The following is a 14,430-nucleotide window of genomic DNA, read 5'->3' as shown; positions in this document are numbered from 1 at the left end:
GAATTTAAGTTCTAAATTACATTGAAATTATTGTTATTTCACCCTTTTTAAGGCCTTTTCCGGTAACAGTTAGTTTAATTTCTCCTGCGTCTTCTGTAGATTGAACCAAAACCACCAATTTACCACTGAATAATTTCATTGTTGGTAAATGAAATAACTCAAGTGATGTAGCATCTCCATTACAAGCGGCTCTGTATGTACCGTTACCTTTGACTTCAAAATTAAGTTGATTGGTTGCTGTAGGACAAGGAACACCATTTTTATCTTCTACTGAAACCGTCACAAAAACTAAATCTTCTCCATTGGCTTTAATAGTTTTTACGTCAGAATCTAAGACAAGTTTATATGGTTTTCCAGCGGTTTTAATTTCTTTTTCTGCTGCTGGGTTTCCATTTTCATCAAGTGCAACGACTTTTAATGTGCCTGGCTCGTATTTTACATCCATCCACATTAAACGATAACGATTTTGCTTGGTGTTGTTATTTTTCTTTTTAATTCCAAGACTTTTACCATTCAAAAATAACTCTGCACTATCATAACTTGTGTATACAAAAACAGGTGTGTTTTCACCTTCGCGACCTTCCCAGTTCCAATGTGGTAACATATGAAGCGTTTCATCGTTTGTATTCCAACGGCTTCGGTATAAATAATAGCGGTCTTTTGGTAAGCCAGCCAAATCGTTAATACCAAAGTACGAACTGCGAGAAGGCCAAGCTTCATCATAAGGTGTTGGCTCGCCTAGATAATCAAAACCTGTCCAAACAAATTCGCCAATAACCCAAGGCTTATCATCTTGTAAAACAAAATCATCATCAGGAAGATTAGACCAGCTACAATATTCTAAATCGTAAGACGATGATTGAAAATCTGGATAGGTTTTCATACTGGCAATCTCTACAGGAAACTTATAAATACCACGAGAACTTACGGTTGAAGCTGTTTCGGAACCTAAAAGAAATCCTTGCGGAAAACGTTCATAAGCTTCTTCGTAAAGGTGTACACGATAATTTAAACCTGGGACATCCATTATGGCACCAAAACCAGATTCCATAACTGCTTTCACTTGGTCCATACCAACAGTTACAGGTCGAGTCGGGTCTTCTCTATGAAAAATATCTTGCAACCATTTAGCACGTTTTACACCTTCGCTTCCCCATTGGCCTGGCACTTCGTTACCAGAACTCCACATGACGATACTTGGATGATTTCGAGTGGCTCTTACTAAATTAACAACATCCTTTTCAGCATACTCGTCAAAAAAGCGATTGTAACCATTCTCAACTTTTGGTTTTTTCCACTCGTCAAAACTTTCAGCTAAAAACATAAAGCCCATTTCGTCACAAAGCTCTAATTGCTCAAAAGATGGCATATTATGGGCACTTCTAATAGCATTACAACCCATATCTTTTAAGATTTTGAGTTGACGTCTCAAAGCAGACATATTCACAGCAGTACCAATCGGACCCAAATCGTGATGCAAACAAACACCTTTAAATTTTCGGGTTTCGCCATTAAGACTAAAACCAGTTTTTGGACTGTAATCTATGGTTCTAATGCCAAAGCGTTGCGTTATATTGTCTTTAAGAATGTTGCCTTTATAAAGTTTTAAAACAGCTGTATATAAGTATGGTGTTTCTGGACTCCAAAGTTGAGGCTGATTAACTTTTATGTTTTGTTCAAATTCATTGTTGATGATGGTTGAGGTTTCTGCAGAAGTGATTGCGTTTCCATCAGCATCAAAAATTTCGGTTACTAATTTTAGGTCAGTTCCGGTGGCTTTTGTTTTAATGTTGACTTTAGCTTCATCTTCAGTAATTGAAGGCGTAGTGATGAAAGTTGACCATTGCTCAAAACTTTCTTTGTCTTTTACTATAAGTCTTACATTTCTATACAAACCAGCGCCAGGATACCATCTAGACGATTTGCCTACATTAGTGAGTTTTACGGCTAAAGTATTTTCAGAACTATCATTAATGAATTCTGAAACGTCAAAATAAAAATAGCTGTAACCATATTTCCATTCGCCAACTTTTTTGCCATTTAAATAGATTTCTGGTTCGCTCATTGCACCTTCAAAAAGTAATAGCACCTTTTTAGAGTCGTCAAAATTTTCAAGTGAAAAAGTATTTCTATACCAAGCTTCTCCTATGTATGGTAAAGCGCCAGTTCTACCTGTTTTTTCTGTGGCAATGGTTTCGCCATTTTGAGTAATGGCAACAGTTTGCTTATCAACTTCTTTGTCAAAAGGACCATAAATTGCCCAATCGTGCGGAACGGTTACAGTTTCCCATTTAGCATCGTTAAAATCTATTTTAGTGGCATTAGGATAATGTCCTTTATTGAATCTCCAACCTTTGTTTAGTGTGATGACCTGTCTGGTTTGCGCTTCTAAAAAAAATGCTCCACAGGTTAATATAAATAAACCAAGAAGTGAAAATATAGTTTTATTCATCTAGTGAAGCATTATAAAATTTAATACCAAGTGTAGCTTTGTTGTTGTGATCAAAAAGTGTGGCATTATCCCAATGTGAACCTTGAGCCCAAAGTGTAGAACAGCCTGTAGAAACCCAAGCTGGTTCCCAATAGACAAGGCCTTGTCCACCTGCGTTTTCAATAATTTGTTTTAGTTGATTAAGATAGTCTAATTGCCCTTGTTGCGTAGCAGGATAACCACCTGTTAAAGCATCAGAACCTAAAATATTATTAGCGCTATCTGCATTATCTAAAGTAAAAGGATAGGCAGTTTCTACTATCATCAATTTTTTATTATAAGTATTAATTAAAGTGTTAAGTGGTGTTTGTACTTCATTTAAATCATAATCTGACCAAATTGGGTAATACGACAAACCAATCCAATCAAAATCGGTAACACCATTTGCTGTAGCTTGCTCAAACCACCAAAGTCCATTTTCTGGTTGCGCGATATGAAGCATAACTTCAATAGTTTTGTTTTTTGCTGTTGAAATATCTCTAACAGCCTCAATACCTTTATTAATTAACGCCGAATTTCTTGCCCAATCAATAGGCCAAACCAAATCGCCTTGTTGTAAAATCATTCCGTTGATTTCGTTACCAACTTGCACAATATCTGGCAACAAATTTTCATTAGAAAGTTGATCTAAAGTGTTGTAAGTGTAATCGTAAAGTAACTGACTTAATGCAGGTGTGTTGTTGATTTCACTAACCCAAGCAGCCGGAATTTCTTGCTTAGAAGGGTCTGCCCAAGTATCACTATAATGAAAATCTAAAAGCACTTTTAAGCCTTTGGATTTTGCGCGTTGTATCGTTTCCTTAACATCGTTATAGTTAGAATAGTTGGTCCAATCTGGATTATGCCACAAACGTACTCTTACCAAATTAGCACCTTCATCTTTAAAAATCTGGTAAACATCTGTCGTTGTACCATTTGAGTTTTTATAAGTAGCACCACAATCTTCCATTTCGTTAACATAGGACAAATCTGCACCGTAGTAAAATGAGATTGGAGTATCATCTGCAGTATTGTTATCGTCAGAATTATTTTGAGAACACGAATGGACTCCTATGAGGCAAGAAAATAATAGTATAATCGTAAGATAATTCAAATCTAATCCTGATTTAATCATAAAACCAATCGCTTTTCTGCTAAGTTAATAAATTAATTTCTGTTGGTTAGCCGTCACTATTTATCATTATCTATATTTGTTTGTCATATCTTTTAATAACTAAGTCATGCAAATTTTAGCATTTGTTGCATTTACCGCTGTAGTAGCAATCATTTCGTACATAAAAACAAGATCTACTAAAGAATCTACCTTAGATGGCTATTTTCTTGGAGGACGTAGTTTAACAGCTGGAGTTATTGCAGGCTCCTTGTTACTTACTAACCTCTCAACGGAACAGATTGTAGGCTTGAATGGTTCGGCTTATCAAAGTGGTCTATCTGTTATGGTATGGGAAACTCTTGCGGCCATAGCCATGGTTGTTACCGCTATATATTTGCTACCAAGATATCTAAAAGGGGGTATTACTACAGTCCCTCAATTTCTTCAAGACCGTTTTGATACCTCTACAAAGACAATCACATCTGGTCTGTTTCTAACGGGTTATGTTGTAGTCTTGTTACCCATAATTTTATATTCTGGATCTATTGCACTTAGTGGTATGTTTAATGTACCAGAACTTTTAGGTGTGTCAAAATCTACAGCCCTTAAGATATGTATTTGGGGAATAGGAATCGTAGGTTCTATATATGCTATCTTCGGAGGTTTAAAGGCAGTGGCGGTATCAGATTCTATTAATGCCATTGGTTTGCTTATTGGTGGGCTTTTGATTCCGATTTTTGGATTGTTGCTTATTGGGGACAATGACTTGTTTAATGGACTTTCTATTTTAACTAATGAGAATCCAGAGAAGTTTAAGTCTTTAGGAACACAAACTGATCCTGTTCCGTTTCATACTATTTTTACGGGTATGATGCTGGTACAATTGTTTTATTGGGGCACGAATCAGCAAATCATTCAGAGAGCACTTGGGGCTAAGAATTTAAAGGAGGGACAAAAGGGCATATTATTGGCATCATTTATTAAAATTCTAGGTCCAATTATAGTGGTTTTACCTGGCTTAATTGCTTATCACGTGTTTAAGGGTGACCTTACCAGTGCAGATGAAGCTTACCCAATGTTAGTGAAAAAAGTATTACCAGATGCTTGGGTTGGCTTTTTTGCAGCTGTTTTGTTTGGTGCTATTTTAAGTTCGTTTAATAGTGTTCTGAATAGTTCTGTAACCTTATTTGGTATGGATATTTACAAGCAGCATATTAATAAAGAAGCCAATGATAAAGATGTAGTTAAGTATGGAAAACTATTTGGAATTGTTTTAGCCTTGCTCGCTATGTTTATTGCACCATTAATTGAAGAAGCTGGTAGTTTATTTGAATACCTTCAGGAAGTTAATGGAATTTATAGTATTCCAATACTAACTATTATTATTGTTGGGTATTTTACTAAACGTGTTCCGCCAATTGCTGCTAAAATTGGGCTAATCACAGGTTGTGTTTTTTATATTTTGAGCCAGTTTTTCCTTCAACCTTATTTTGTTGAAAAAGCATTAGACGAGGCTAAATTAAGTGGTGTAACTGAAAAATCTACATTGGCATTGATTGAAGCAAAAGTATATCCACATTTCTTGGATATTATGGCTATTTTATTTGTTTTGAATATCATTATAATGCTAGTTGTTGGTTGGCTAAGACCATCAAAAGAACCTTATAATATGCAATATACTAAGCAGGTAGATATTACACCTTGGAAACATGTTAACCTAGCAAGTATTGGCATTGTATTAATTGTAGTGGTTGTCTATATTTATTTTGCGTAATAGAAATAAAAAACTTTTATTCATTTATAATAAAAAAGGCTTCTCTGTGAGAAGCCTTTTTTGCTCAAATAAACACTTAATAATTAGAGCTTGACTAACTTAGTTGTCTGAGTTTTATTATTGCCATTCTCAACTCTTACAATATACATTCCAGTATTTAAACTAGAAACATCAAAGGTGTCATTTTTAGTAAATTCACCTTTAAAAGATTTCACTATTTTCCCTGTTAAGTCATAAACTTCAATATCAGAAACATTAGAATTTATGCTAAATGATGATTGAGTTGGGTTAGGGTATATTGTAAATGCTGATAATATCTGTTCATCAATACTTAGAACATTTGACGGTTGATTACCTAAAATTCTAAATTGACCAGGAGGTATTGATAATGTGGTTGTTGAATTTGAAACAGTAGTATTACCTGTTGGATCCATTAAATCATACCAAGTTGTTGTTACACCACTTGGGAAATTGGTATTTACAGTTTGTGAATTAACATCAAAGTTTGCTAAAATTATGACGTTCCTAAGTTCTGTTGTCGGAATAGAAGTATCAAAAATATCTATTCTAGGTGTAAAATTACCTGAAGTCATGGTATAATCACCTTCAAAAACAGGTTCTTCGATTTTAAGTTTATGTAACTTAGACCAATCTTCATAAATCTGACCTCTTACAGCATCCGTTAACCAGTTATTTGTCCATTGAGGTTGTGGTTTTGTGTCTAACTTACAATCTCCATCACCACCACCAGGTAAGTTAACCGTACCATTATTACAAGTAAAGATTGAATTTTCCATCCCTAAATCACCAAAATGCCAAATCATCTTTGGTCCAGGCACCATAACCGATACAGCAGCTAAAGCCGACATGCGAGATAGTGCAGTATTTAAGTCTTGTATGTTATGGCTGCTATTACTTGTATTTCCAAACTGAAGATTTTTATACATTAAGCGTTCTTCATCATGACTTTCAGGGTAACCTAAAACTCTAGGGCCATTAAAAGAAGATCTTGATTTGTGTCCAATTCCATCAATGTTTCTATTTCCGTTTTGACCCATTGTTAGTTCATTGTATGGGTCTGTCATTTTCCCCCACATCATTACACCTTTACCTTCAGAATATCTATAATTAGCCCATTCTTTTTCTTCATTTTCAGTCCCTAAGTGCTCAAAAATAACGTAGTGATTTTCATCCAAAGACCAAGAATAGTCAGCATATTCTTTTAAAACGTCAACACGGTCTTGTTGATAGCTGTTAGTACAACCTTCATTACCCGAACTACAGTTTTGAGTAAATCCTTTTGTTAAATCCCAACGGAAGCCATCGATATTGTATTCTTCTATCCATTGTCTAATGACACGTTTTACATAGTTCTTTGTTCTTGGAGCTTGGTGGTTATAATCATAACCTACGCTATAACTGTGTGTTGCTTGTAGATTAAAGTACGGGTTTTGGGAAGTTGGATTTCCAAAACCATTACCATCTGGGTCATCCATCCACATCCTTACCATTGGAGAGCGCCCAAAAGCGTGGTTTAATACTAAATCTAAGATGATTGCAATTCCATTCTGATGGCATAAGTCAATAAATTCCTTTAGCTTATCAGGAGTGCCATAAAACTTATCTAGGGCCATATGATAAGAGGTATTATAACCCCAACTTTCATTACCTTCAAATTCCATTACTGGCATGAGGTGAATGGCATTAATATTCAAATTTTTAAAGTAATCGATTTTATCAATTAAATCTTGATAATTTCTGTCAGCATCAAAATCTCTAACTAAAACTTCATACACAATTAAATCTTCCTTTTTAGGTTTATTAAAATCGGTTACCTGCCAATTATATGGTGTTTGTCCGGTTTGCAAAACGGATACCTCAAAACCTTTAGCTCCTTGTGGAAAAGCAGGTAGATTAGGAAATGTTGAAGCTGGTATCCATGGATCGTCAAATTCTGATAAAATTAGTGTTGAGTATGGATCGGCAACATATACAATTGAAGGTGAATTAGTAGGTGGGGTTTTATCACCCACCCAGTATTCGTAAGTTTCGATTTGCCCTGGGGTTAGTCCTGTGAGTTCAAGCCAAAAAAGATTTCTAGAGAAATCACGCTTCATGGCATAACTCAAATCAGGTTGGTAGTTGTTAAAGCTTCCAGCTACATAAACAAAATCTTTACCTGTGGCATAAAGTACCAAAATTGCAGTGTTATCATCAATATAGTTAATACCTTCATCATAATCTTGAGTCATAAAGCCTAAAATAGAGCCTGGATCGACAATAACACTAAATGTTCTTGTAATTGTGGTACCACCTAATACGGCCGTTAATTCATAAGATTTATTGTTTGTGATATTAGTATCCGTGTAGGAATAATTGTCCGTAAAGTTTTGGGTATCTATTAAAGAGCCATTTGCTGTTAGAGTATAGGTTGCATTTCCACCAATGTTTGTAGCGGATATAGCGAAACTATCACCAGAATTTATAATGGTAGTATCTTCTGTTGGTGAAGTTAAACTGATCTGAAATGACCCTACTTGAAAAATAAAATCCTGACATCCAGTAGCCTTGTACTCTTGTGAACCATCCTCATTTCTAAATACCATTCCCATCTGTATAACATTTGATGCCTGTTGTGGCGTGAGATTGTAATAGGTTTCAGGCACAATAGTTATAGAGTATATACCACCTCCTTGATTGGTCATTTCGCCTATACCATCGTCTTGTCCCCAGTTTCCAGTAACGCTAATGCCGAATGCATTACTACCATCCCCAACTCCAGAGTGCATGTAAACTTTGGATGGATTATTAAAGCCATCACAATCTGTTGCACTACTATTGGTATCTAGCGTTATAGTAATGCTTTCATCTACTTCGAAAGGATTTGGGGTTATTGTTAACTGACCATAGGAATGGATAAATATTCCAAATGTTATTAATAATATGTAATACTTTTTCATAATTCTTTTTTTTGAAAAAGGCATGCCAATTAATAATTTAACATGCCTTTTATATGTTTACCTCATAATAACTATGAGATTAATTTTTCTAAAACTGTAAGACAGAATACTCTCCAGTATTAGTATTTAACCAAACTCTAGCTGGACCAGCAGAAGAAGGAATATTGTCACCATCTTGATCTATTATTCCGTCTGCACCAGTATCACCATAGTTTAATCCCCAGTCATTATTTGCTCTAAATTTAATTTCGCCATCAAGTAAGGTAACAATGTCACCATAAAAAACACCTTCTTGGATTTCAGTTAAGGCAAAATCATCACCAGCACCTCCCCAATCGTTAAATCCAGAACCAACAACACCAAAAACACTTGCAGCATCATCAATAGTTACAGTACCAGCATTTAAGTCTAATGTAATTAAATAATGTCCAGCAGATACAGCGATGTTATCACCATCTTGATCAATTGTACCATCAGCACCAGTATCACCATAATTTAAACCCCAATCATTGTTGAAACGAATCTTCATTTCACCAGCCATTAATCTAATACCTTTTTTGAAAGTGTCAGTAGTGTAGTCGTAGTAGAATTTACCATCAGGGCCAGCACCACCCCAATCATTCCAAGCAGAACCTACAACTCCCCAAGAATATGCTTCAATGTCATAAGTTAAGTTTGCTAAATCAACAGTGATTTTATAGTCTCCTGCTGACACTGGGATATTGGCACCATCTAATTCAAGAGTTCCACCAGAACCACCCCAGTTCGTTCCCCAATCGTTATTTAATCTAAACTTAATTTCACCATCAACTAAGGTTACATAAGATACAAAAACATCTGACATGTCAGTAGTATAGAAGTAACCATCGGCATAGGCTCCCCAGTTATTATAACCAGAACCAACAACACCTAGTTCAGCTATCATTGCTCCGCCAGGACCAGAGCCAGTACTTTCCAATAATTCTACATTTAAGACTAAAACATCAGAGAATGCTTCTGTACCGCTACCATTATCACCAGGAAACGCTCTTAATCTTACTGAAAAAGAACCTGTATTAGGAGCTGGTGTGTCTGGGTCGTTATCTAATCCTGCATCAGTTGCAACAGTTATCATTTGACCAATAGACATGGCAATCTCATTACCAATCGAAGAGCTTACAACAACTGCATCACTAAAATCTCCAGTAACAGATCTTTGTAATTCATAAGTTATGTTTGTAGGCGAACCAAAATCAGCATTACCCCAAGTGAAACGCTCCCCTAAGTTAGCTGAAGTTGCAGTAGATAATATGTAGTTGTTTTGGATTGAGTTTGTAAAAACAAAACCTTCCGGTTCTTGTGTTGTGAAAACAACGTCATCTTCAGTTTCACAACTGTTAAAACTTAATAAGGCAAAGATGAAAAGGCCTAAAATTGATATTTTTTTCATGATTATTGTAAGTGTTATTTAATTAGTATCCTGGGTTTTGTTCTAAATTAGTGTTTATACCAAGGTCAGTAGCAGGTAATGGCATTAAATCTCTAAACGATTCGGTTGTGGCACCTGGTTGTACACCACCTTTCCATTGCCAAACACCATTATCAGAAAATTGATCAAATCGGATTAAATCCGTTCTTCGGTGTGCTTCCCAGTATAATTCTCTAGAACGCTCATCTATGATAAAATCTAATGTTAAATCTGCTTGTGAAATATTACCACTAGAATCACCATAAGCTCTTTCTCTTAGCTCATTTATATATCCTACTGCAGTGCTCATTGAACCGCCGCCACCACGTAGAACAGCTTCAGCATACATTAAATATACATCCGCTAGCCTAAACATTGGAAAGTCAATATCTGTATGGTCGCCTGTAGTATCTGAACCAGGATTACCGTTTACATCAACATTTCTGTATTTAGCAACTGCATATCCGTCAGTAAATGTTGCGACGGACATAATATCTTTATTCTGACCATCAGTATATAATAATTCTCTACCATCTGCAGAATTTTCTTCACCTGGGAATTGCTCTACAAAAGTTGGTGTGGTTCTAATTCCAAACCATCCACCATTAATTCCAAAGTCTGCTGGATTCATAGATCCACCTACAGGGGCGTGAGTTAAAAATGTCATTCCACCGAATGCTTGTGTTCTAAGACCGTCAAAAGGAATAGTAAATATAACTTCTTCTTGCGCTCCGTTAGAATCATTATCAGCTAAGAATGAATGGAAATAAGGAATATCTGGAATTGAATATCCTGCTCCAATAATATTATTGGTGTAAGTGATAACATCTGCGTATCTAGAAGTACCAGTATATACTTCTGCGTTCAAATAGATTTTTGCTAATAACATCCATGCTGCCGCTCTATCTGCTCTACCATATTCATTAGCTCTTGGAGCAGCCATATCGTCTAAGATATCTAATAATTCAGACTCTACATAATTGAATAAATCAGCTCTTTGTATTTGAGGAGGTAAAAAAGCACCAATTGGGTCATCTTCAGTTATAAAGGGAGTATTACCGTATAAATCCATGGCATGCCAATAGGTTAATGCTCTCATAAACCTTGCTTCTGCTCTAAAAGTTTGAATCTCTGCCCTTAGTTCTTGAGAAACTCCTCTACCATCTAATTTACCGTCCGTAGTTTGACGTAAAAACTCATTGCATAGAGCTACTTGGTAAAAAATACGGCTGTACATTGTTCTGATAAACTCGTTACCAGAGGTCCACACTTGCCCATGTAAATCCTGGATAGTTCCATCATTCCATGCTATAAGTGCTTCATCAGTAGTTAGCTCTTGCATTTTCCAATACAATCTTAAATAATTGGAAAAGCCTTCGTCCAATCCAATTAAGTCTGGAGCACCTGCGGGGCCTTCCTGACCACTTAAAGAAATTCCAGCATAAATCTTAGCTAAGAATTGCTTGTAAGCTTCAGGATCTTCAAACGCAGCATCAGCTGTAAGCCGGGCGTCTTCTGGTTGTAAATCTAATCGGTCTGCACACGATTGTACAAAGAGTGCAATCGCAAAGACCAAGAAGATACTTTTAATTGTTCTTAACATCATAGCTTTGTTGTTTATATATTTATTTTTCATTTTTTTAGAATGTAAAGTTTAAACCTAACACAATATCCCTTGTTCTAGGATAAAAATTGTTTTGTATACCATTACTAATCTCAGGATCTAAACCATCATACTCTGTAATTACAAACACATTTGTTGCTGTTAACGATGTTCTGAGTGTCATTTTAGAGAAAGGTATAGTATATCCTAAGGATATATTGTCTAATCTAACAAAATCAGCTCTTTGTATGTAATAATCAGAAAATAACTCTTGGTTAGTGAAATTAGTGTCTAAGAAGCTTGAATGTGCATTGGCTTGATATCCTGGTTGGTTAACCACAGCATTCACATTGCCTCGATCTGAAGCACTGTTGTTATAAACATAGTTTCCGAAACTTCCTCTAAAAGTAAAGTTTAAATCAAGATTTTTATATCTAAAATTATTGGTGAATCCAATAAAAGCATCTGGAGTCGCCTTTTTATAAGCTTGCCTATCTGCTTCAGTTATTTGGTTGTCACCATTAACATCAACATAAGCGCCAGCAATTGGATCACCATTGTCATCATATACCTGTCTGAATACGAAGAAAGTTGATGGGTCGTATCCCGGACGGTATATTTGAATATTATTACCGACACCACCAGAAATTCCACCATTAGGTGAAGGTAAAAAGTAATCTGAATCCCCTGACAAATTAAGTTTTGTTATTTCTTGTTCTTGGAATGTTATATTAAAGTTAGTATCCCACCCAAAGTTTTCTTTTTGGGCTATAACACCATTTAGGCTAAATTCAAGACCTCGACTAGTAACCTCACCAACATTAGTGATCAAAAGGTCTGTTAAGTTTGCACCCGCAGGAACAGGAACTCTAGATAATAAGTCCTTGGTTTCTCTATAATACGCATCAACTGTACCAGTAAGTCTATTGTTAAAGAAACCAAAATCTAAAGCTACATTGTATTGTGTTGTTTCTTCCCATTTTAGATTTTCGTCAAATCCTTCAGGACGTAGAGTCTCGAAGAAAATAGGATCACCATTAGGAAGTGTGCCAAACTGAATATTTGCGGCATTGTTACGAGATGGTGTGTAAATTCCTAAATATCCGTAATTTGGTCCAATTTCTTGCTGACCAGTAACACCCCAACCAGCTCTAAGTTTTAAGTTTGAAAAGAATGAATTTTCCATAAAACTTTCGTTCATTAATTTCCAACCAACTGATACACCAGGGAACGATCCCCAACGATTATCTTCACTAAATCTTGAAGACCCATCGCGTCTAAAACTCGCAGAAATTAAATATTTATCTGCTATATCAAAACTTGCTCTTACAAAATAAGATTCTAAAGCATTTCTATTTATATCTGCTGGGGGAGCTGTTAATATACCAGTTTGTCTACTAAACTCACTAAAGATATAAAATTCCTGGAAAGCATGCCCCGCAGTTAAATCTACTAAAGTGTTAATAGATTCAATGTCCTTTTTGTAGTTTAGATAAAAATCTAAAGACGTATTTCGATTTAAGCCAGAAGAGACCTCATTAGTTGGTACAGCACCAGCGTTATTTGGGTTGGCAGCAGAAAACAAATATCCGCTGTTTTCAGCATAATCAATACCTGCATTTAAATTGAAACGCAAATCCTTTAAAAACCAAAATTTATAATCAATATTAAAATTAGATATGACACGTTTTGAAGTTTGTCTACTATTGAAATTATTGTTGTCTAGTAAAAACAATGGATTTGCAGGAGCCAAATTTGCACCAGTACCGTATTGTGTATAATTGCCATTTTCATCAAACACAGGCTGTGTTGGGTCGAATGCAATAGCTGCTCCGAGAGCACCTTCGTTTGCATAATCATTTTCACTTTGAGACAAAGTTGAAGTTAGTGTCAACTTTAAATCATTATTTAAAAAGCGGTGTACAAGAGCCACATTAGCACCAGTTCTTTCAAAAAGATCATTCAGTGGGCCTTCTTGAGATGAGTGGTTAAGATTCACTCTGAAATTAAAATCTTCATAACCTTTAGAAACTGTTAAGTTATGAATGGCTCCAACACCAGTCGTGTAAATTTGGTCTTGCCAATCAGTACTAGCATTACCTAACACAGAAACATCTCCACCATTATCTGTAACAACTTGCCTGTATTGACTAGCATTGAGAACATCAACAGTGTTGGTAACAGTTCTGGTAGAAGCTTGTAAACCATATTCAACCTTAAATGGCTGATTTGCTTTACCTTTTTTGGTAGTAATTAAAATAACACCATTTGAGGCACGAGAACCATAAATAGCAGTTGCTGAAGCGTCTTTCAATACTACAAAATCTTCAATATCAGCAGGGTTAATGGCACTTAACGCATTTCTAGTCCCCTGAGCACCACCTCTTTGATCAATAGGCAGCCCATCAATAACAATAAGTGGATCATTTGTTGAGTTTAGTGAAGCACCACCACGTATTCTGATTTCACCACCTTCACCAGCAGCACCACCACCAGTTGTAATACGTACACCAGCAGCTTTACCGGCAATAAGTTGTTGAGGTGCAACTATTGCGCCGCGATTAAATTCTTCATCACCTACTTTTTCAACAGCACCTGTAGCATCTTGTTTGGTGGTAGAACCATAACCAATAAGTACTACTTCGTCTAATTGTGCAGCATCTTCTTCAAGTGCAACATCAAGATTCGCTTGACCATTAAAAGTTATTTCTTGAGTTTTGTAACCAACATAAGAAACTACAATAATTTCTCCTTGGTTGACTTCTACGGTGAACTTACCATCAAAATCGGTAGAAGCACCTCTAGAAGTTCCTTTTACCAGTACATTAACACCTGGTAAAGGCATAGCGTTTGCTTTATCTGTTACTGTACCTGAAACGTTTGTTTGAGCTAATAAAGTGGCAGGTGCCATTATTAAACAGAACAGCAAAGCATTTAAGAATGTTTTCATACAATGTTTTTAAGTTAATTGCTTAGTTAATTGATTTATATTTTCACTTCTTGGGTTAAATCTATGTAAAATTAGTGTGATTTGTACGTTAAAAAACATGACATATATCACG

At 35.8% G+C, this 14,430-nt stretch carries 7 protein-coding genes; 1 reads left to right on the top strand and 6 read right to left on the bottom strand.

The window, feature by feature from the left end; translation table 11 throughout:
* Positions 1-16: 16 nt before the first annotated feature.
* Positions 17-2,452: a DUF4982 domain-containing protein gene (locus tag ACPX19_RS03445; protein ID WP_426431504.1), complete on the bottom strand. Its 2,436-nt coding sequence runs from the start codon at positions 2,450-2,452 to the stop codon at positions 17-19.
* Complete coding sequence (locus ACPX19_RS03440) at positions 2,445-3,605, bottom strand: glycoside hydrolase family 53 protein (protein ID WP_426431503.1); 1,161 nt, start codon at positions 3,603-3,605, stop codon at positions 2,445-2,447. The genes ACPX19_RS03445 and ACPX19_RS03440 overlap by 8 nt, the downstream gene beginning before the upstream one ends.
* A 106-nt stretch (positions 3,606-3,711) precedes the next feature.
* On the opposite strand from ACPX19_RS03440, the gene ACPX19_RS03435 reads away from it, so the two are divergent.
* Positions 3,712-5,358: a solute:sodium symporter family transporter gene (locus ACPX19_RS03435; RefSeq protein WP_426431501.1), complete on the top strand. Its 1,647-nt coding sequence runs from the start codon at positions 3,712-3,714 to the stop codon at positions 5,356-5,358.
* 83 nt (positions 5,359-5,441) lie between these two features.
* Here the strand turns inward: ACPX19_RS03435 and ACPX19_RS03430 are convergent, their stop codons facing one another.
* The 4 genes from ACPX19_RS03430 to ACPX19_RS03415 all read right to left on the bottom strand — a co-directional run bounded on the left by ACPX19_RS03430 (position 5,442) and on the right by ACPX19_RS03415 (position 14,318).
* The gene (locus tag ACPX19_RS03430; protein WP_426431500.1) at positions 5,442-8,318 is read right to left on the bottom strand and encodes an alpha-amylase family glycosyl hydrolase; all 2,877 of its coding nucleotides are present in this window, start codon (positions 8,316-8,318) and stop codon (positions 5,442-5,444) included.
* Between the two features lie 88 nt (positions 8,319-8,406).
* Positions 8,407-9,747, bottom strand: coding sequence for a SusE domain-containing protein (locus ACPX19_RS03425; protein ID WP_426431498.1), 1,341 nt, complete (start codon positions 9,745-9,747; stop codon positions 8,407-8,409).
* A gap of 22 nt (positions 9,748-9,769) precedes the next feature.
* Complete coding sequence (locus ACPX19_RS03420) at positions 9,770-11,368, bottom strand: RagB/SusD family nutrient uptake outer membrane protein (protein WP_426432424.1); 1,599 nt, start codon at positions 11,366-11,368, stop codon at positions 9,770-9,772.
* Positions 11,369-11,405: 37 nt separating this feature from the next.
* A complete protein-coding gene (locus ACPX19_RS03415) occupies positions 11,406-14,318 on the bottom strand; it encodes a SusC/RagA family TonB-linked outer membrane protein (protein ID WP_426431497.1) in 2,913 nt (970 codons plus the stop codon).
* Between the last annotated feature and the right edge of the window lie 112 nt (positions 14,319-14,430).

Source organism: Winogradskyella sp. HB-48, from assembly GCF_049942685.1.
Lineage (GTDB): Bacteria > Bacteroidota > Bacteroidia > Flavobacteriales > Flavobacteriaceae > Winogradskyella.
Note: the sequence above shows the minus strand (reverse complement) of the source record. Positions and strands in the feature narration are given on the sequence as shown.

What these genes read in the sequence shown, in the direction of transcription:
- ACPX19_RS03420 (WP_426432424.1), bottom strand. Translation starts at nt 11,368, where the DNA reads ATGTTAAGAACAATTAAAAGTATCTTCTTGGTCTTTGCGATTGCACTC.
- ACPX19_RS03430 (WP_426431500.1), bottom strand. Translation starts at nt 8,318, where the DNA reads ATGAAAAAGTATTACATATTATTAATAACATTTGGAATATTTATCCAT.
- ACPX19_RS03440 (WP_426431503.1), bottom strand. Translation starts at nt 3,605, where the DNA reads ATGATTAAATCAGGATTAGATTTGAATTATCTTACGATTATACTATTA.
- ACPX19_RS03445 (WP_426431504.1), bottom strand. Translation starts at nt 2,452, where the DNA reads ATGAATAAAACTATATTTTCACTTCTTGGTTTATTTATATTAACCTGT.
- ACPX19_RS03425 (WP_426431498.1), bottom strand. Translation starts at nt 9,747, where the DNA reads ATGAAAAAAATATCAATTTTAGGCCTTTTCATCTTTGCCTTATTAAGT.
- ACPX19_RS03435 (WP_426431501.1), top strand. Translation starts at nt 3,712, where the DNA reads ATGCAAATTTTAGCATTTGTTGCATTTACCGCTGTAGTAGCAATCATT.
- ACPX19_RS03415 (WP_426431497.1), bottom strand. Translation starts at nt 14,318, where the DNA reads ATGAAAACATTCTTAAATGCTTTGCTGTTCTGTTTAATAATGGCACCT.